This is a genomic window from Providencia rettgeri (assembly GCF_041075285.1).
GTDB classification, from domain to species: domain Bacteria; phylum Pseudomonadota; class Gammaproteobacteria; order Enterobacterales; family Enterobacteriaceae; genus Providencia; species Providencia rettgeri_G.
Genome location: NZ_CP163512.1, coordinates 4,309,975 through 4,329,884 on the forward strand (window position 1 = coordinate 4,309,975; position 19,910 = coordinate 4,329,884).

General features: G+C 40.0%; 17 protein-coding genes and 1 other annotated feature. Of the genes, 9 read left to right on the forward strand and 8 right to left on the reverse strand.

Going from position 1 to position 19,910, the window contains the following annotated elements:
- Window positions 1–208: 208 nt before the first annotated feature.
- On the reverse strand, window positions 209–925 hold the full coding sequence (gene arcA, locus AB6N04_RS19635; RefSeq protein WP_225820241.1) for a two-component system response regulator ArcA: 717 nt from the start codon (window positions 923–925) through the stop codon (window positions 209–211).
- A gap of 1,030 nt (window positions 926–1,955) precedes the next feature.
- Here arcA and thrL point away from each other — a divergent pair.
- The 4 genes from thrL (at window position 1,956) to thrC (ending at window position 6,827) form a co-directional block, all read left to right on the forward strand.
- Window positions 1,956–2,051: a thr operon leader peptide gene (gene thrL, locus AB6N04_RS19640; protein WP_369309894.1), complete on the forward strand. Its 96-nt coding sequence runs from the start codon at window positions 1,956–1,958 to the stop codon at window positions 2,049–2,051.
- Window positions 1,990–2,111: a sequence feature (Thr leader region), on the forward strand. (Overlaps the previous gene by 62 nt.)
- A 24-nt stretch (window positions 2,112–2,135) precedes the next feature.
- Window positions 2,136–4,595, forward strand: coding sequence for a bifunctional aspartate kinase/homoserine dehydrogenase I (gene thrA / locus AB6N04_RS19645; protein ID WP_369309895.1), 2,460 nt, complete (start codon window positions 2,136–2,138; stop codon window positions 4,593–4,595).
- Between the two features lie 3 nt (window positions 4,596–4,598).
- Window positions 4,599–5,528 carry a homoserine kinase gene (gene thrB / locus AB6N04_RS19650; RefSeq protein ID WP_369309896.1) on the forward strand — a complete coding sequence of 310 codons (930 nt, stop codon included), beginning with the start codon at window positions 4,599–4,601 and terminating at the stop codon, window positions 5,526–5,528.
- Between the two features lie 3 nt (window positions 5,529–5,531).
- Complete coding sequence (gene thrC, locus AB6N04_RS19655; RefSeq protein WP_369309897.1) at window positions 5,532–6,827, forward strand: threonine synthase; 1,296 nt, start codon at window positions 5,532–5,534, stop codon at window positions 6,825–6,827.
- A 246-nt stretch (window positions 6,828–7,073) separates the two neighbouring features.
- Here the strand turns inward: thrC and AB6N04_RS19660 are convergent, their stop codons facing one another.
- The 5 genes from AB6N04_RS19660 to AB6N04_RS19680 form a co-directional block, all read right to left on the reverse strand.
- Complete coding sequence (locus AB6N04_RS19660; RefSeq protein ID WP_369309898.1) at window positions 7,074–7,724, reverse strand: hypothetical protein; 651 nt, start codon at window positions 7,722–7,724, stop codon at window positions 7,074–7,076.
- 57 nt (window positions 7,725–7,781) lie between these two features.
- On the reverse strand, window positions 7,782–8,012 hold the full coding sequence (locus tag AB6N04_RS19665; RefSeq protein WP_369309899.1) for a hypothetical protein: 231 nt from the start codon (window positions 8,010–8,012) through the stop codon (window positions 7,782–7,784).
- A 202-nt stretch (window positions 8,013–8,214) separates the two neighbouring features.
- Window positions 8,215–8,682, reverse strand: coding sequence for a hypothetical protein (locus AB6N04_RS19670; protein ID WP_369309900.1), 468 nt, complete (start codon window positions 8,680–8,682; stop codon window positions 8,215–8,217).
- Window positions 8,683–8,796: 114 nt separating this feature from the next.
- A complete protein-coding gene (locus AB6N04_RS19675) occupies window positions 8,797–10,188 on the reverse strand; it encodes a Cu(+)/Ag(+) sensor histidine kinase (RefSeq protein ID WP_369309901.1) in 1,392 nt (463 codons plus the stop codon).
- Entirely contained in the window at window positions 10,181–10,864 is a 684-nt protein-coding gene (locus tag AB6N04_RS19680; protein ID WP_369309902.1) for a heavy metal response regulator transcription factor, read from the reverse strand. The genes AB6N04_RS19675 and AB6N04_RS19680 overlap by 8 nt, the downstream gene beginning before the upstream one ends.
- A 152-nt stretch (window positions 10,865–11,016) precedes the next feature.
- On the opposite strand from AB6N04_RS19680, the gene AB6N04_RS19685 reads away from it, so the two are divergent.
- From AB6N04_RS19685 to AB6N04_RS19705, 5 genes are read left to right on the forward strand one after another with little or no spacing between them, the layout of a single operon-like run.
- The gene (locus AB6N04_RS19685; protein ID WP_369309903.1) at window positions 11,017–12,399 is read left to right on the forward strand and encodes an efflux transporter outer membrane subunit; all 1,383 of its coding nucleotides are present in this window, start codon (window positions 11,017–11,019) and stop codon (window positions 12,397–12,399) included.
- 14 nt (window positions 12,400–12,413) lie between these two features.
- Complete coding sequence (locus AB6N04_RS19690; RefSeq protein WP_369309904.1) at window positions 12,414–12,749, forward strand: copper-binding protein; 336 nt, start codon at window positions 12,414–12,416, stop codon at window positions 12,747–12,749.
- Window positions 12,750–12,766: 17 nt separating this feature from the next.
- The gene (locus AB6N04_RS19695; RefSeq protein WP_369309905.1) at window positions 12,767–14,035 is read left to right on the forward strand and encodes an efflux RND transporter periplasmic adaptor subunit; all 1,269 of its coding nucleotides are present in this window, start codon (window positions 12,767–12,769) and stop codon (window positions 14,033–14,035) included.
- A gap of 3 nt (window positions 14,036–14,038) precedes the next feature.
- Window positions 14,039–17,176 (forward strand): efflux RND transporter permease subunit, encoded by a 3,138-nt coding sequence (locus AB6N04_RS19700; RefSeq protein WP_369309906.1) that lies wholly within the window; start codon window positions 14,039–14,041, stop codon window positions 17,174–17,176.
- A 45-nt stretch (window positions 17,177–17,221) separates the two neighbouring features.
- Entirely contained in the window at window positions 17,222–17,644 is a 423-nt protein-coding gene (locus tag AB6N04_RS19705) for a DUF411 domain-containing protein (RefSeq protein WP_369309907.1), read from the forward strand.
- A 49-nt stretch (window positions 17,645–17,693) separates the two neighbouring features.
- Here the strand turns inward: AB6N04_RS19705 and AB6N04_RS19710 are convergent, their stop codons facing one another.
- Both AB6N04_RS19710 and yaaA read right to left on the reverse strand, forming a co-directional pair.
- On the reverse strand, window positions 17,694–18,686 hold the full coding sequence (locus tag AB6N04_RS19710; RefSeq protein WP_369309908.1) for an aldo/keto reductase: 993 nt from the start codon (window positions 18,684–18,686) through the stop codon (window positions 17,694–17,696).
- 190 nt (window positions 18,687–18,876) lie between these two features.
- A complete protein-coding gene (gene yaaA, locus AB6N04_RS19715; protein WP_369309909.1) occupies window positions 18,877–19,653 on the reverse strand; it encodes a peroxide stress protein YaaA in 777 nt (258 codons plus the stop codon).
- Between the last annotated feature and the right edge of the window lie 257 nt (window positions 19,654–19,910).

The window sequence follows — 19,910 nt, forward strand, 5'->3', positions numbered from 1 at the left end:
TAAACGCAAAGGCGGAGGTTGTTGACAAAGCGGGAAAAAGCGTGGTTTTTCCCACTTTGTGTTATCAGGCGAAAATCAATGTATTGATTTTCCTTATTTATTTTCAAAACCTATCCAACCTGCCGCCAAACATGTTATGTTTGGCAGCCGTCTGAAAGCACCTAAAAAGGTGCTTTTTTGTGTTGAAATATTAGATAACTAATAATTCTTATTCGTCTAAATCACCACAGAAGCGATAGCCTTCACCGTGAATTGTCGCGATGATTTCTGGCGTGTCTGGTGTCGATTCAAAGTGTTTACGAATACGACGGATTGTGACGTCAACTGTTCTGTCATGTGGTTTTAATTCACGGCCCGTCATTTTCTTCAGTAAGTCAGCACGGGTCTGAATTTTGCCAGGGTTCTCACAGAAATGCAGCATCGCGCGGAACTCACTACGTGGTAATTTATAGTGCTCGCCAGCAGGGCTGACTAATGAGCGACTATTAATATCCAGTTCCCAACCATTGAACTTATAGCTTTCAACGAGGCGACGTTCTTCAGAGCCACCTGCTAAATTCATGGTACGAGACAACAGGTTACGTGCACGAATAGTCAGTTCACGTGGGTTAAATGGTTTAGTGATATAGTCGTCAGCGCCGATTTCGAGGCCAAGGATTTTATCCACTTCATTATCACGACCTGTTAGGAACATTAAAGCGATGCTTTCTTGTTCACGTAACTCACGTGCGAGTAATAAACCGTTTTTACCTGGTAAGTTAATATCCATGATGACTAAATTGATGTCATGCTCAGAGAGGATATTATTCATCTCTTCGCCATCAGTTGCCTCATGAACCACATAGCCTTCCGCCTCAAAGATACTTTTCAGCGTATTGCGTGTGACAATCTCATCTTCAACAATCAAAATGTGTGGGGTCTGCATAGTTGCTACCTAAGTATTAAAATAAAAATACTGAACTCATAAGCCGTTTCCAGTTAGGTGGTTATTGATATTGTTCTTCCGGAAAAACACGTTCATGAGTATAAATTTGTTTTGAAATTCAACAGTGACTTTATGTTGCCGTTTCTGGCAAAAGACGCCAAAAATGAATCCAAGTATAAGCACTTTCCCAATATTGGGCTGTTAACAGCAATATAACAGCTAATACTGCATTTACCACCTAAAAAACTAACTTTTGTTGATACATATCAAAATCAATTGTAGCACGTTAACAAAAATTGTTAGGGAGATAATTATATAAATTAACTTGGTGTTTAGATATTGGATAAGCACTTAAAAATACAGAAGGGAATGAGAGGAGTTCCTGTTTGGGTTTGATATAAAAGCATTAAGTTTCTAACAGGCTAAATATACCACTATTAATCCTGTTCAATTTGTGACCTAACTCGAATAACGAACGGGTGTTTGGATCGCCAGAAATCCTTTTGAGGGCTCCATATTGGTGAGAATGTGAAAAAAACACTAAAATTGGGTTTTTATGATATTTAATTAGGAAAACTACCTATTTTATTTTCATTCAATCGTTTTTTTTACAATTAAGAAACATATTGCTTTTCGTGATTTGATTTTTTGATATTTAATAAAATCATTAAACTAAGTATAAATAGCTAGCTTTATGATCGATTGGTTTGTTTAACGTTATAAAGACAAAATAACGATAAACTTTTTGTCTTTGGCGATGAGCATCGCTCTCAACCAGCGGAGGTCGCAAGGGTTTTTTGATTATTTAATGTTCTATTTTAAATAAAAATAGGCAAAAAAATATTTTTCTAATAATTTGGCAATGTGTGGTTTTTAAAGCTGACTTTTTTATGTTTAATCTGTTTTTATTCAAACTCTGGCGCTTTATGTAGATAATTTTTAATCAAAAAAAAGCCATTTTAGCGATGTGCTTTTGCAAATAAATTTGACAATTTATAGTAATTGCTTTAACCGTATAGGGAGAAATCAAATGGATCGAATGAGACAGACAGAATTTATGCGTAATATCAGCCTGACTATTATTATTACCACCACCACCGTAACCACAGGAAACGGGGCGGGCTGACGCATCCAAAAAATAAAAATGAAAAAGCCCGCATTCCTACCAGATGCGGGCTTTTTTTTGGTGTTAATTCAGGAGAGAAATACCATGCGTGTGCTTAAATTTGGCGGTACTTCCGTTGCGAACGATGAACGAGTACTGAATGTTGCTGACATCGCTGAAAGTAAATTAGCAGATGGACAGGTGGCTCTGGTGCTGTCCGCTCCAGCAAAAATCACTAACCATCTCGTTGCAATGATTGATAAAACGGTTGCAGGTCAGGATGTCATCACGCATGTGAATGATGCTGAAATGATTTTTGCGAACTTGCTAAAAGGATTAAAAGAGAAACAGCCCGGCTTTGAGTATGAAAGGCTGAAAAAACTCACTGAGCAAGAATTTGCGCAAATTAAGCAAGTACTGCATGGTATTACTCTTCTCGGTCAATGCCCTGATAGCATTAACGCATCAATCATTTGTCGTGGTGAAAAACTGTCGATTGCCATTATGGAATCCGTTCTAAAAGCGCGGGGTCATAGCGTAACAGTAATTAACCCAGTTGAAAGTTTATTGGCCAAAGGGCATTACCTCGAATCCACGGTTGATATCAACGAATCAACAAAACGTATTGCTGAACTGAATATCCCAAAAGACCATTTCGTGTTAATGGCGGGCTTTACAGCAGGTAATGAAAAAGGGGAGTTAGTCGTTTTAGGTCGTAACGGTTCTGACTATTCTGCCGCAGTATTAGCAGCGTGTTTACGTGCAGATTGTTGTGAGATCTGGACTGACGTCGATGGTGTCTATACTTGTGACCCGCGCCTAGTACCAGACGCCCGCTTGTTAAAAGGGATGTCATATCAAGAAGCCATGGAGCTTTCTTATTTTGGCGCTAAAGTTCTTCATCCTCGCACCATTGCCCCAATTGCTCAATTCCAAATCCCTTGCCTTATCAAAAATACCACGAATTTAAGTGCTCCCGGTACCTTAATTGGTGATGGTCAAACCGATGATAGCACCCCAGTGAAAGGGATTACTAACCTGAACAATATGGCGATGATCAACGTATCAGGACCGGGTATGAAAGGCATGGTGGGGATGGCGGCCCGTATTTTCTCCGTGATGTCCCGTAAAGGTATTTCAGTCGTATTAATTACCCAATCATCTTCTGAATACAGCATCAGTTTCTGTGTGCCACAAGGTGAGTTACAGCGTGCACGCGCTGCCCTTGAAGAAGAGTTCTATTTAGAACTTAAAGATGGCGTGTTAGACCCGCTAGATGTCATGGAGCAACTGGCGATCATCTCAGTCGTTGGTGATGGCATGCGTACATTAAAAGGTATCTCTGCGCGTTTCTTCTCCGCATTGACTCGCGGTAATATCAATATTGTGGCGATTGCCCAAGGTTCCTCTGAACGTTCTATTTCTGCGGTTATTGCGAATGAGTCAGCGACAACAGCGGTTCGTCTTTGTCATCAGATGCTGTTTAATGCAGAACAGGTGATTGAGGCCTTTATTGTCGGTGTTGGTGGAGTGGGTAATGCACTGATTGAGCAAATTCATCGTCAACAGCAATGGCTAAAGCAAAAGCATATCGATCTGCGTGTGTGCGGTATTGCCAATTCACGAGCAATGTTGACTAATATGCAGGGCATTGATCTGGATAATTGGAAAGCGGAATTAGCGCAAGCTAAAGAACCTTTTAGTTTAAGCCGTCTGATCCGTTTAGAGCGCGAATATCATTTCTTAAACCCCGTGATCATCGATTGTACCTCTAACCAAGAAATTGCTGAGCAATATGTGAATTTCTTAAAAGATGGTTTTAACGTGGTCACACCAAATAAGAAAGCAAACACATTATCTATGGATTATTACCATCAGTTACGTGTTGCAAGTGAAACATCAAAACGTAAGTTCTTATACGATACAAACGTCGGGGCGGGTCTGCCCGTTATCGAAAACCTGCAAAACCTATTGAATGCGGGTGATGAGCTGGTGCATTTTAGTGGTATTTTATCAGGCTCGTTGTCGTTTATTTTCGGTAAGTTAGATGAAGGGATGTCACTGTCTGAAGCGACAACACTCGCGAAAGAAAAAGGTTTCACGGAGCCAGATCCTCGTGATGACTTATCGGGAATGGATGTAGCGCGCAAATTATTAATTTTAGCCCGTGAAGCAGGGTATAACTTAGAACTACATGATATTGAAGTTGAACCTGTTCTTCCGACGGACTTTGACAGTTCAGGCACAGTTCCGGAATTTATGGCGCGTTTAGTGCAATTAGATGACCAATTTGCGGTGCGAATAAAAGCCGCAGAAGCAGAGCAAAAAGTGTTACGCTATGTTGGATTGATAGAAGAAGGGCGTTGCCAAGTTAAGATTGTTGCAGTAGATGGCAATGACCCACTCTTTAAAGTCAAAAATGGCGAAAACGCATTGGCTTTCTATACACGCTATTACCAACCAATTCCTTTAGTATTAAGAGGTTATGGTGCAGGTAATGATGTTACCGCAGCTGGTGTATTTGCAGATATGTTACGTACCCTGTCATGGAAATTGGGAGTTTAATAAGTGATCAAAGTTTATGCACCCGCTTCAATCGGTAATGTTAGTGTCGGGTTTGATGTGCTTGGGGCCGCTGTCTCACCTGCTGACGGCTCATTATTAGGCGATTGTGTCACTGTCGAGGAGGCAGAGACTTTTTCGTTAACAAACAAAGGCAAATTTGTTTCTAAGCTACCGAAAAAAATTGAACACAATATTGTTTATCAATGCTGGCAACTGTTTTGTGAACGTTTGGGGAAAACCTTAAATGTGGCAATGACACTTGAGAAAAACATGCCCATTGGTTCGGGATTAGGCTCCAGTGCATGTTCTGTTGTTGCAGCGCTGATGGCGTTGAATGAGTTTGCTGAAAAACCGTTTGATGATACGCAACTACTTGGCATGATGGGGGAACTTGAAGGGCGCATTTCGGGTAGCGTGCACTACGATAATGTCGCGCCGTGTTTCTTAGGTGGATTACAGCTGATTATCGAGCAAAATGGCATTATTTCCCAGCCTGTACCTGCATTCGAAAATTGGTATTGGGTCATGGCCTATCCGGGAATTAAAGTCTCAACGGCGGAAGCTCGCGCGATTTTGCCAGACAGCTATCCACGCCATGATATCGTCAATCATGGCCGCTATCTCTCAGGGTTTATTCACGCTTGCCATACTAACCAGTCATTATTGGCGGCAACCATGATCCAAGACGTGGTTGCAGAACCATACCGTACACAACTACTGCCCGGCTTTGCACAAGCTCGTCAAAATGCGAAAGAAATCGGCGCATTAGCTTGTGGAATTTCAGGCTCAGGGCCAACATTATTTGCCATTTGCGATGATAAACAGATTGCAGAGAAAATGGCTGCGTATTTGCAACAACATTATATTCAAAATGATGAAGGCTTTGTGCATATCTGCCGTTTGGATCTCGCCGGGGCAAGGACAATAGGGTAAACAATGAAACTGTATAATTTAAAAGATAACAACGAACAAGTCAGCTTCGCGCAAGCCGTTAAACAAGGTTTAGGTAAGCAGCAAGGTCTATTTTTCCCACAAGACTTGCCCGAGTTTAGTGCGGCAGAAATTGACGAATTATTAAAATTAGATTTCGTCACGCGTAGTAGCAAAATTTTGAGTGCATTTATTGGGGATGAAATTCCTGAGGCTGAGCTTGCCGCGCGCGTAAAAGCAGCATTTGCGTTTCCCGCGCCTGTTTCCAGAGTGGAAGATGATGTCGCGACTCTTGAGTTATACCACGGCCCAACACTGGCGTTTAAAGACTTCGGTGGGCGTTTTATGGCGCAGGCGCTAGGGCAAGTTGCCGGTGAGCTACCTGTTACAATTTTAACTGCAACTTCCGGTGATACGGGGGCTGCTGTTGCGCACGCATTTTATCGTTTGAATAATGTTCAAGTGGTGATCCTCTACCCAGAAGGGAAAATTAGCCCTCTGCAAGAGAAACTGTTTTGTACATTAGGTGAAAACATTCACACTGTGGCTATCAAAGACGATTTCGATGCATGCCAAGCATTAGTTAAGCAATCATTTGATGATGAGGAACTGAAAAAAGCGTTATTCTTAAATTCAGCTAACTCGATCAATATCAGCCGTTTATTAGCACAGGTCTGCTATTACTTTGAAGCCGTTGCGCAGATCCCTGCTGAAAAGCGCGACCATTTAGTGATCTCCGTACCTAGTGGTAATTTTGGGGATCTAACGGCAGGGTTACTGGCCAAATCGATGGGCTTACCCGTTAAGCGTTTTATTGCGGCAACTAACGTAAATGACACTGTTCCACGTTATTTAGTCGATGGTGAGTGGAGACCAAATCAAACGATTGCAACATTATCTAACGCGATGGATGTAAGCCAACCAAACAATTGGCCGCGTATTGAAGAACTGTTCCGTCGTAAAGGTTGGTCTTTGAAAGAATTAGGTTATGGCGCAGTTGATGATGAAGTGACAAAAGATACCGTGCGTGAATTAGATAAAAAAGGTTATTTATCTGAGCCCCATGCAGCGGTTGCCTATCGCGTATTACGAGATCAACTCCAAGAAGGCGAATATGGTCTATTTTTAGGGACCGCGCACCCAGCTAAATTCAAAGAAAGTGTGGAAGAGATCTTAAATAAACAGATCCCTTTACCGAAAGAATTAGCAGAACGTGCAGAGTTACCGCTGTTATCTCACGTCTTACCAGCTGATTTTGCGAAATTGCGTGAATTTTTGATGAAATTAGCGCCGAAGCAATAATCTGAAAGTTATATCAAAACGGAAGCTTAGCTTCCGTTTCAGGCTGATGACAAACATAACATGTTTGGCTGCAGGTTGAATAGATTTTGCAAATAGGCTAGAAAAATCAATATGTTGATTTTATGTTGCTAACACAAAGTGGGAAAAAACACGCTTTTATCCCACTTTGTCAACAACCTCAAACGGAAGCTTAGGCTTTCGTTTTTAGGTTACAGAAGTCGAAACAGACATTTTCATTGTTATGAATTAAATTAAAGTCGCTCCATCATCACCGTCTCGTCCTCCATCAGGTCCGCCGCGCCCACCTTTACCCGCTTTTCCTCCATTTGGTCCCGCATCACCGCCTTTTCCGCCGTCGCCGCTTCCAGAACCATCACCACCATTTCCGCCGTTCCCCCCATTCAGGCCACCGTTGCCACCATTGCCACCGTTACCATTGACGGAACCATTTCCTCCGTTACCCCCATTTCCTCTGCCATCACCATTTCCCCCATTGCCCCCATTACCACCATAAATACCGCCACTTCCGCCATTCCCCCCATTACCATTACTTCCCGGTGCGGCATGCCCACCATGGCTACCGTGACTCTGTGCTGATGAGTGACTTCCCCCGTTCCCTCCATTTCCACCGTGTTGTCCATCACCTCCGGAACCACCGTGATTGCCATTATTGCCATTCGTTCCATTTTGGTTACTGCTGTTGATCTCTTGGTGCACCAATTGAAATCGATGTTGTTTTTGATGCATTAACAGACAAGAGGATTGGAGCGTGGTTAACATTCGATTTTTATTTGATAAACAGTTAGTGGATAGATCAAATGTATTTGCCGCATGACCAGTAATCGAGATGCTGATTAATAAAAGAGAGCAGAAAGATAGGATTGATTGGTTATTCATAAGCGCCTCCAATTCCCCCTTTAGGCAAGGGGGAATTTATTGATTGGTATGATTTAATTAATGGCCATTCCCGCCATTCCCACCATTACCACCATTCCCGCCATTACCACCGCTGCCACCACTTCCTCCATGTCCACCGTTACCGCCATTCCCACCATTTCCACCATGATTTTGCCATAGTTCTGATGTGGCTAAAGGGGGAGGATCGAGTAAAGAGAGAAAGGTAGTTGCTGCCAAAGAAGAGATTGGAAATAATAAAGATATCATTAAAATTAATGTTTTATGCATATAAATTCCTTGTTTAAAGTGAATTAAATAAACTGCATAAAAAAGTCTAATTTATTATTTGTAGGATTCAATAGATTGACGATTTAATTGAATTATTAAATTTATTGGTTGTGACAGGTAAAATGATATTGGCGTTGAGTGGGGAAAATAAAAAGAAAAAAGTCATATTATTAGAGGGTGTATAATATGACTTTTATGAAAATTAATTAAGTGCGTTTAAATGCTTTTGTATTTCTCTTTGAATAGATGCAGATGAACTATTTTCATGTAATTGTAACATCACAATTGCTTTTTCATGTTCATTCATATCAGCAAATAAAGTGCCTGGTTTTACTTTATTCTTTTTATACCCTGATGACTTCTCAAGGTGTGACTGAATACTACTTTCTATTGTCGGGGCCGTATTGTTTTGTGTAAAACTTAGGGCGATAGCGGCTTTTTCATGGCTATCTAATTGAGAAAATGCAGAGCCTGAATGAATGTTTTCCTCAGGATTAATGCCCGCTTGACTTAAATGTTTTTTAATTGCTTGTTGGGTAGCTGGTGAGCTACTATTTTCAGTAAATGATAATGTAGTTGCTGTATTTTTATGAACATTTACATCTGAGTGCGCACTGGCGATATTCGTCGCCGAAACAATAAAACTTAATGCAATAATAACCTTTTTCATTACTTGTCCTTACTTGACTAAATATATTTCAATAAGGCTATAATAATATAAAGACACTGTCTTATAACTGACAGTTACATGACAATATTGTCATTTTATATTTTAACCCTATAGTCAAGTTTGGTTATCGGGTAAGAAAATAGTAAATCGTGTTGAGTATTCATCTGAAGCGACTGTGATTGTCCCTTTATGGGCGAATATAATTGACTTAACAATCGCAAGGCCAATACCGCTTCCTTCATTTTTTCGTTGACGTGATTTATCTACACGATAAAAGCGATCGAATAACTTTGGTAAGTGTTCCTCTGGAATTTTTTTACCAGGGTTGCTAACAATAATTTCGATACCATTTTTGACATTTGCTAGCTTTATACTGACCGCGTCACCTTTTGGCGTATAGCGAATTGCATTAGAAATTAAATTCGTTAGTGCCCTTCTTAGCATATCTTTATCGGCGAAAATGGGTTTTGCTTCCCCAACCATTTTTAGTTGAATGCCATTGTCTTCAGCCAAAAATTCAAAATAATCAAAAATAAGCGCAATTTCTGATTGAATATCGACCTGTTTTTTTTCAGGGATCAGCCGATTATCATCAGCCTGTGCCAAGAATAACATCTCTGAGATCATACGTGAAAGGCGCTTATATTCTTCTAAGTTTGAATAGAGAACTTCTTCAAGTTCTTCTTTTGTGCGGTTTTTATTTAAAGAGATCTGAGTTTCAGTCATGAGGTTCGTAATTGGCGTCCGCATCTCGTGAGCTATATCAGCAGAAAAATTAGTTTGTCGAGCAAACACATCCTCAATTTTGACTATCATCTGGTTAAATGACTCAGTGAGTTGTTTTAATTCTTTTGGTACGGATGATGGATCTAATCGGACACTTAAATTTTCTGAGGTAACATTTTTAATTTTGTCACTGACTTCCTTAAGGGGTTTTAGTCCTTTGATCACCAGAAAATAGACAATAAAGATAGTTACTACACATAGTAAAACGGCACTAATGATTAAGCTACTGATTAGTGAGCTGAGGTAGCTATGGTGAAAATTAAGAGAAAGCGCAGTGACTAATCGATACTGTTTTATATTATTAGGTTGCCCAACCTGAATAGTGTTTTCGGTAATACGATAATATTCGATGTATTGTTCGTGATTATCTTTTTCAGCACTGTAGTTTTTTAAACGCTCAATAATGTCTTTGCTTGTATTGGGAGAGACTAACGTATTGCCATAATTATCTGAAAGGTAAACGGCAATATCTTGATGTTCGTTTAAAATAGTTTTTATATGAGAAAATTGTTCATTTTGTTGTTCTGTATTTTCGCTTAATAAACTACGGATAGTTAAATTTATCTGACTTAAGGTGTATTCATCTTGTTGTTTAAAATGCAATACAACAGAATTGATCATGATCGAGCTAAACAATAATAAAGCCAGAGAGAGCGTTGCGCCGATCAAAATGACCAATCGAGTTGAAATGGCGATCGGCGTATTACATAATTTAATCATTTTCTGGGATCTCTAATAAATACCCCATTCCTCTAATGGTGTGGATCAGTTTAGGTTCATAGTTGTGATCAATCTTTGATCTTAGTCGTTTAATTGCCACATCAATGACATTGGTGTCACTGTCAAAATTCATGTCCCAAACTTTTGAAGCAATTAACGGGCGAGATAAAACTTCACCTTGGTGTAAAACAAAAAATTCAAGTAGTGAAAATTCTTTACTGGTTAAATTAATTTTATCGTTAGCACGGGTGACACGCCGTTTAATTAAATCGACATGAAGGTCTGCAATATGAAATTGCGTTTTTTGGATATTATTATTACCACGACGCAATAATGTACGAACCCGTGCAAGTAATTCAGAAAAATCAAAAGGCTTAACCAAATAATCATCAGCCCCCAACTCAAGCCCCTTCACTCGGTGCTCAACATTACCCAGTGCTGTTAACATTAATATTGGGGTATTTTTTCCAACCGTTCGTAAGTTTTTGGCAATTTCCCAACCATTAATATCTGGCAACATCACATCAAGAATAATTAAATCATACTCTTCCGTCGTCGCCATATGCAGTCCAGTGATCCCATTTTCTATTGCATCAACAACAAAGCCAGATTCAGTTAATCCTTTAGATAGATATTCTCTGGTCTTTCGTTCGTCTTCCACAATAAGTAATTTCACAGTCACCTCGACAACGTATTTACACCTATCCATTCTAAGCATTGAAATCAGTAAATGTAAAATGACAAATTTGTCATTTTCATGTCATGAATCTAACAGGCGGTTTTTTTTACTATAACGCCAAGTTAAATTACCAGAGGCATGGCTATACCATGTATTTTCCTAAAATATTTTTGATAGCAAATGCCCTAATTTTAAGTGGCTGCGTTTCATTAGCGCCTGACTATCAGCGCCCAAATTTAAATGTACCGAGTCAGCTAAGCAGTAATATCGGTACCTTAGTTGAACAATCGACATTTTCAGTGCCAAGTTGGCAGATGTTTATTCGAGACTCGCAAATGAAGGCGGTTATCCAGCGTGCGCTTGAAAAAAACAGTGATCTTTATTTAGCGGCATTGGATGTTGAGGAAGCTAGGGCTCGCTTTGGGCTGGCCAGTGCAGAAAAATACCCACAAATGAATACGTCATTGGGGGGCGAGTATAGCCAAGGGCTAAAACAGAGTTCTGCATTTGATAAAAAATACAGTGCAGGCATCGATATTAGCTATGAGCTGGACTTTTTTGGGCGAATTAAGAATTTAGCTGAGGCGGATAGAGCAAATTTTATTGCTTCAAAAGAGATGCTCCGCGCGACCCAAATTATCACGATTAAAACAGTTGCAGATGCTTATTTAGATGTAGTGTATAACCAACAATTATTATCAATTGCACAAGAGACGAAAGTCAGTTACCTGAATAGTCAATCGATAGTGGCGCAAAAAGTGGCAGCAGGCAAAGCAACACTAGCTGATTTAGAACAAGCACAAGGGCAAGTTCAGGCTATTGAAATTAATATCGAAAAAATTAACAGTGACATTGCCAGAAATGAAAATTTAGTTAACTTTTTAACTAATGATTATATTCAACAAATACAAAGCGCTTCAGGTCGTTTTGAGCCGGATTATCCGTTGATAACGACTCCTTTAACTTTGTCGTCTGATATTTTATTAAGTCGTCCTGATATTATGGCAGCAGAGCAAAAAATCATTTCTGAAAATGCCAATATTGGAGTAGCAAGGGCTGCATTTTTTCCTTCTATTTCTTTCAATACAGGTGTAGCTAACAATAACGATTCGTTGTCTGGTTTATTTGATTCCTCAAATGGTGTTTGGAATTTTATTCCAAAAATTACCTTGCCTATTTTCACAGGAGGAAAAAATAGCCGAAACCTAGAGTTAGCAAATATTCGTAAAAATAAAGCCATTGTGAATTATGAAAAAAGTATTCAAGTGGCCTTCCGTGAAGTGAAAGATGCGTTAGTGATTAAGTCTAGTTTGGAAAAACAATTAAGTGCTCAGGTGATATATGTCAATACATTGAAGAGCATCTTAGCACAGAAACAAACGAGTTACCGCTATGGTAGTACCAGCTACCTTGATGTTCTTGAAGCGCAAAGAAGTTTATTTACTGAACAGCAAAATTTACTGAATTTAAAAATTGAACAGCAGAAGAATGAAGTGACTTTATTCTCTGCTCTTGGTGGTGGACTAATTTAATTATGAGAACAAATATGAAAAAATTACATAGTATTGTTTTTGCCCTTTCTGTCGGAATATTTACTGCAACAGGTTATGCGAATGTGGATCATCATGCGGTTTTTTCTGAAAAGGTTGCAATACCAGTTATTAATACAGAAGGTAAATTAATTTCTATTGATAAAGAAAATAAGAAATTAACCATTAGTCACAAAGAAATTGAAAGCATTGGTTGGCCTCCAATGACGATGCGCTTCACCTATGAAGATGAAAATATAATTAAAGGCCTACAAGATAACGACGAATTAAAATTTTCCTTTGTACAAAAAGGTAATCTTTCAATATTGAAATCCGTCGAAAAAATAAACTAATTAGATAGAGAGATGTTATGTCATTAATTAACCTCACTAAATTGCTGTTGGTTATTATTATATCGAGCGTTATTTCAATCTTGTCTTATCGCTATTTTTTTGTTGAAGGAAATAATAGTCAACCGATTGAAAAACAAGAACGCACGGTATTGTATTGGTATGATCCGATGCACCCAAACACCAAGTTTGATCAAGCGGGTAAGTCGCCATTTATGGACATGGATCTTGTGCCTAAATATGCCGATGAAAACCAAGACTCGGTAGATAGTCAAGGGATCACCATTAACCCGACGCAAACCCAAAATCTAGGGTTAAAAACCGTTGAGGTTAAATGGGGACAGTTAAACTATGACCTAACATTTCCTGCCGAAATCGCTTTTAACGACCACCAATTTGCGATTGTACAAGCGAGGGAAAGTGGTTTTGTCGAAAAAGTATATCCATTTACGATTGGTGAGCGGATCCAAAAAGGTGTTCCTATTGCAGACTTGACGATCCCTGCTTGGGTGGAAGCGCAAAGTGAATATCTTGCACTAAAACAAATGGGGGCGAGTCAAACTGATCTTAATAGCGTGATCGAACGTTTACGATTAAATGGTATGCCTGAAGGGGCGATTTCCCAATTTATTAAAACAAGAAAAGTGCAAACGCGTTTTACTATTCAAGCGCCGATATCAGGGGTTATTACTGCATTAAATCTGCGTTTAGGAATGAATGTTTCTAAAGAAATGACTATTGCTCAAATACAGGGAACAAACCCGGTGTGGGTGAATGCATCTGTTTCTCAATCAGTGGCGGAATTGTTAACGAAGCAAGCGCAATTTTCTGTTTCTATTCCCGCTTATCCAACTCAGCAATTTACGGTAAAAAACTGGTTGATATTACCGAGCGCAGATCAAGCAAGTCGCACAATTAATATTCGTGTAGAAATTGCAGATAACGAAAATTTATTAAAGCCGGGTATGACCGCCTATTTAAACTTGCTGGCGAAAGGGCCAGAGAGTTTATTAATTCCATCTCAAGCTATTGTGGATTCAGGGAAAGAGCAACACGTTATTGTGGTGGGTGAACAAGGGGAGTTTATCCCTAAAAAAGTGAGTGTTATCAATGAATCCCAGCAAACAACGGCGATTTCACAAGGGTTACAAGTTGGCGAAAAGATTGTAACGCAAGGCATTTTCCTGATCGATTCAGAAGCGAATATCGCAGGGGCATTAGCCCGAATGGAAGCGCTTCCCACACAACCTGAGTCATCAAATCATTCATCACATAAATCTCAGGAGTAGACCATGTTGGAATGGGTTATAAGACGCTCGGTTGCGAATCGCTTTTTAGTCTTAATGGGCGTGCTATTTTTAGTCATTGCTGGAATGTGGAGCATCCGCAACACGCCTGTTGATGCACTGCCTGACTTATCTGATGTACAAGTGATCATCAAAACCACCTATCCAGGACAAGCTCCTCAACTGGTTGAAAACCAAGTTACTTATCCGATAACGACGACGATGTTATCTGTACCAGGTGCGAAAACGGTTCGCGGCTTTTCGGCCTTTGGTGACTCTTATGTTTATGTCATTTTTGAAGACAATACGGATTTATATTGGGCACGTTCGCGGGTTTTAGAGTATTTAAACCAAGTTCAGACAAAACTTCCGAAAGGTGCGGTTGCTTCTATTGGTCCTGATGCAACGGGTGTCGGTTGGGTGTTTGAATATGCACTGGTTGATAAAAGTGGTAAACATAATTTAGCTGAATTGCGTTCGTTGCAAGATTGGTTTTTGAAATATGAGCTAAAGACGCTGCCAAACGTTTCTGAGGTTGCAACTGTTGGCGGTGTGGTGAAGTCTTATCAAATCGTCGTTGATCCGCTTAAGTTAACGCAGTTTTCAGTGACGTTACCAGAAATAAGACAAGCGGTTGAAATGGCTAACCAAGAGGCGGGTGGGTCTTCCATCGAAATTGCCGAAGCGGAGTTTATGGTTAGAGCTAATGGTTACCTTCAATCGATAGATGACTTTAATAAAATTTACTTGAAAACCGTAGAGAATGACGTCCCGATTTACTTGAAAGATGTGGCTCGTATTCAAGAAGGCCCTGAAATGCGTCGCGGTGTTGCTGAGCTTAATGGGGAGGGGGAAGTTGTCGGTGGGATCATCTTATTACGCTCAGGGGAAAATGCGCGAAATGTTATTCATGATGTCAAACAAAAGCTTGAGGATTTAAGTGCTAGTTTGCCTGAAGGCATTGAAATCATTACAACCTATGATAGAAGCATACTGATTGATAACGCAATTGATAATCTCAGTTATAAACTGTTAGAAGAATTTATTGTTGTTGCCTTAGTTTGTGCTGTTTTTTTATGGCATTTCCGTTCTGCTTTAGTTGCGATTATCTCTTTACCACTCGGGTTATTTATTGCGTTTATTGTTATGCATTACCAAGGAATAAATGCAAACATTATGTCTCTTGGGGGGATAGCTATTGCCATTGGGGCAATGGTTGATGCGGCGATCGTGATGATTGAAAATGCCCATAAAAAATTAGAAAAATGGCAGCATCAACATGAAGGCCAAGTTCTCGATAATACACAACGTTGGAAATTAATTACGGATTCGGCGGTTGAGGTTGGGCCTGCACTATTTATTAGCTTACTTATTATTACGCTTTCCTTTATTCCTATTTTTACTTTGGAAGGTCAAGAAGGGCGTTTATTTGGGCCTTTGGCATTTACAAAAACCTATGCCATGGCGGGAGCCGCTGCATTAGCGTTAATTGTGATCCCTATTTTAATGGGATACTGGATCCGCGGTAATATCCCAAATGAAAATAAAAACCCGTTGAATCGCTGGTTAATCGCATTATATAGCCCAATCTTATTAAAGGTTTTAGCGTGGCCAAAAACGACGTTACTGATTAGCGTTCTATCATTGTTTACCGTGATATGGCCATTAAAGAATTTAGGTGGTGAATTTCTCCCATCGATTAATGAAGGTGATTTGCTGTATATGCCGTCAACATTGCCAGGGGTCTCCCCTGCTCAAGCCGCATTTTTACTGCAAAATACCGATAAATTAATTAAAACTATTCCTGAAGTGGAGACCGTTTTTGGTAAAGCAGGGAAAGCGGAAACAGCAACGGATTCTGCACCGATGGAAATGATCGAAACCGCCATTCGTTTAAAACCACAGTCTGAGTGGCGAGAAGGGATGACGCTGGAGAAAATCATCAATGAGTTAGATGAAACTGTACGTTTACCGGGGGTGGCTAATTTATGGGTTCCGCCTATTCGTAATCGAATTGATATGCTTTCCACGGGAGTCAAAAGCCCGATAGGGATTAAGGTATCAGGGAAAAACCTCGAAGAAATCGATGCAGTTGCACAAGAAATTGAAAAAGTGACCAAAACCGTGCCGGGTGTTGTGTCAGTATTGGCTGAACGTCTAGTCGGAGGACGGTATATTGATGTAAAAATTGACAGAGAAAAAGCGGCCCGTTTTGGTATGAGCATCAGTGATGTACAAGTTTATATCTCAATGGCGACTGGTGGAGAGATGATTGGTGAAACTGTTGAAGGAATAGAACGTTATCCAATTAATTTAAGATACCCTCAGGATTATCGAAATAGTGCCTCAGCGTTAAAATCATTGCCGATTTTAACACCGAGTAAGCAACAAATTGTTCTCAGTGATGTGGCTGATGTGGTAGTGCAGATGGGGCCTCCCATGTTGAAAACCGAGAATGCGCGACCAACCAGTTGGATTTATATTGATGCGCGGGACAGAGATATGGTCTCAGTCATTAATGATATTGATACGGCAATAAAAAATAATATCCAAATGAAAGCGGGGATCAGTTATTCCTTCACAGGACAATTTGAATCACTTGAAAGAGCCAACCAGAAACTAATGTTAATGGTGCCAGCAACCATCATGATTATTTTTGTCTTGCTCTATTTAGCCTTTAGGCGATTTAGTGAAGCATTGCTGATTTTATTAAGCTTACCTTTTGCGTTAGTGGGGGCAATTTGGCTCCTGTATTGGATGGACTTTAATTTATCTGTCGCAACAGGGACTGGCTTTGTTGCATTAGCGGGGGTTGCTGCTGAATTTGGTGTGGTGATGTTGATTTATTTAAGACATGCCATTGAAGATAGAGAAAAACAGCAAGGAATAAACACATTATCGAATCAGGATTTAGATAGTGCGTTATATGAAGGGGCGGTATTGCGCGTTCGGCCAAAAGCCATGACCGTGGCTGTTATTCTCGCGGGGTTATTACCTATTTTATTAAGCACAGGCGTGGGGTCTGAGGTAATGAGCAGGATCGCGGCTCCAATGATTGGAGGGATGATCACAGCACCATTATTATCGTTATTTATCATTCCTGCTGCATATAAATTGATTTGCCAAATGCGCTCTAAAAAATAGGCGCTTTACAGATAGTTGCCATTATTCTTGATAAGGTGAGTCGTAATGAAAAAGATGATTTTAGGTGGAATGTTATTACTGTCATTTTCTGCGGTTTCTCAAGCACAGAGCGTGCAACTGTATAAGGATGCTAACTGCGGTTGCTGCCAGTTATGGGGAGAGGGGATTAAAAAAGCAGGATATGACGTTGTGGTCAATGAAATCAGTTATGATGAATTGAATCAACTAAACGATGAGCTGAATGTGCCATACAACTTACGTAGCTGCCATATTGCTAAATACAAAGGTAAAGTGATTGTTGGACACGTCCCTGTAAGCAGCCTAGATACGATTGATGCGTTACCTACAGAGGTGGTTGGCATTTCAGTACCAGGTATGCCAATAGGCAGTTTAGGTATGGAACAGCCTGATGGTAGAACACAGCCGTATTCAGTGGTCCAATTTAAAGCGAATGGTGAATACCGTTAATTAAGGTAAATTTATTAAGTTGCAGGGGGACCTGCAACTTATATAAATATCATTCGTTTTCTAGTATCAGTTCAATGGCTTTCAGTTCATCTTGGTTAAAGTCGCGGTTTTTTAACATCCCCATCGCATCATCAATTTGGCTAATTCGGCTGGCTCCAATCAATACAGAGGTGATCCTATCATGGCGCAATAACCAAGCTAATGCCATTTGACTCAGTTTTTGACCGCGTTTAGCGGCAATTTCATTCAACTGTTTTACTTTTGCTAACACAGAAGAGGTGAGTCGCTCAGGAGGTAACGATGGATTACCTGCTGCCCGTGAGTCCGCAGGAATACCGTTTAAATAGCGATCCGTTAAGATCCCGCCAGCAAGGGGGGAGTAAGCGATCGACCCGACGCCTTCTTCTTCAAGCACATCAAGTAATCCTTCTTCAGGTGTACGTTCAAACATGGAGTACTTGGGTTGGTGGATAAGGCAAGGCGTCCCTAATTCAGTCAGAATACCAATAGCTTCTTTCGCTAAATCTGTAGGGTAGTTTGAAATTCCAACGTATAGCGCTTTTCCTTGGCGAACGATTAAATCAAGAGCCCCCATGGTTTCTTCTAATGGTGTATCGGGATCTGGACGATGGTGGTAAAAAATATCCACATAATCAAGTCCCATCCGTTTTAAACTCTGATTGAGACTGGCGACCAAATATTTTTTACTTCCCCAATCTCCATATGGGCCATCCCACATGGTAAAGCCAGCTTTTGATGAAATGATCATTTCATCACGATAAGGCAGAAAATCCCGTTGTAAGATTTGGCCAAATTTCGTTTCAGCAGCCCCCGGCGGAGGGCCGTAGTTATTGGCAAGATCAAAATGTGTAATACCAAGATCAAAAGCATGGCGCAGCATGGCTTGGCAGCTATCAAATGATTTGTTATCGCCAAAATTATGCCATAATCCTAATGAAATCAGAGGCAAACGTAATCCGCTATGACCACATAAACGGTATTCCATTTCAGTATAGCGCTTTGATGATGCAGTATAAGGCATATTTTACCTCCAGATAGTGAGCAAAATCCCGTCCAATACTGTCATAAATCTTAAGTATGAGCTGAGGAATCCATGCTAATTTGATTTAGTATGGTCGTTTTATAGTGAAATTGTGATGAAGTATGGATAATTTTGTGATGTGTTGAAAGGGACGGGTATTCAACGTAAGTTAATCCCCGTCATGAGTCGATTAAATATTTTCTGGGCGAGTAAAAATCAATTCATTCCCCTTAGATTGGCTTTCATCAAATTGATAGCCTTCTAAATTAAAGTCCGATAATTGCTCTGTTTTTGTCAGTTTATTTTGAATAATAAACCGGCTCATTAAACCACGTGCTTTTTTTGCATAAAAACTGATAACCTTGTATTTGCCATTTTTTTCATCAAGGAAAACGGGTTTAATAATCTGACCATCGAGTTTTTTGGTATTGACGGATTTAAAATATTCATCAGAAGCAAGGTTGACTAAAACTGGGTCTTTCTGCTGTGCAAGTGCTTGATTTAATTGTTTGGTAATAATGTCGCCCCAAAATTCATATAAGTTTTTGCCTCGCGTATTTTTGAGGGCAATCCCCATCTCAAGCCGATAAGGTTGCATTAAATCTAAAGGACGTAACACCCCATAAAGGCCAGATAAAATACGTAAATGAGACTGGGCGAACTCAAAATCTTCCGCGCTAAATGTCTCCGCTTGCATCCCCGTATAAACATCACCTTTGAAGGCTAAAATGGCTTGGCGTGCATTATCAGGGGTAAAGTCAGCGTGCCATTCTGCAAAGCGAGCGGCATTCAATCCTGCCAGTTTGTCACTGATTTTCATTAAACTTGCAATTTCCGCTGGGGTTAACTTACGGCACTCTTTTATCAGTTTTTGCGATTCCGCTAATAATTCAGGTTGCGAGAATTGCGCGGTTGCAAGTGGGCTTTCGTAGTCTAACGTTTTTGCAGGTGAAATAGTAATAAGCATGACTTGACCCTTTATAAAAAATAATAACGCTTACTTTAGCAAAAATTCATCCTAAATAGCTAATTGATACAATAAGCCAAACCGATATTGTTCTTTGCTATTGTTGGCTAACAAGATATTTCGCTAAATGGATTCAGCTTAATATCTGACAGCGAAACCGATTGCCAATCAGATAGTTGCTTTTAACCAGATTTCCTTACTTGCAGCAATATGGATGCATGATATTATCTGTAGACGGTGCGGCGATAGCCACAATT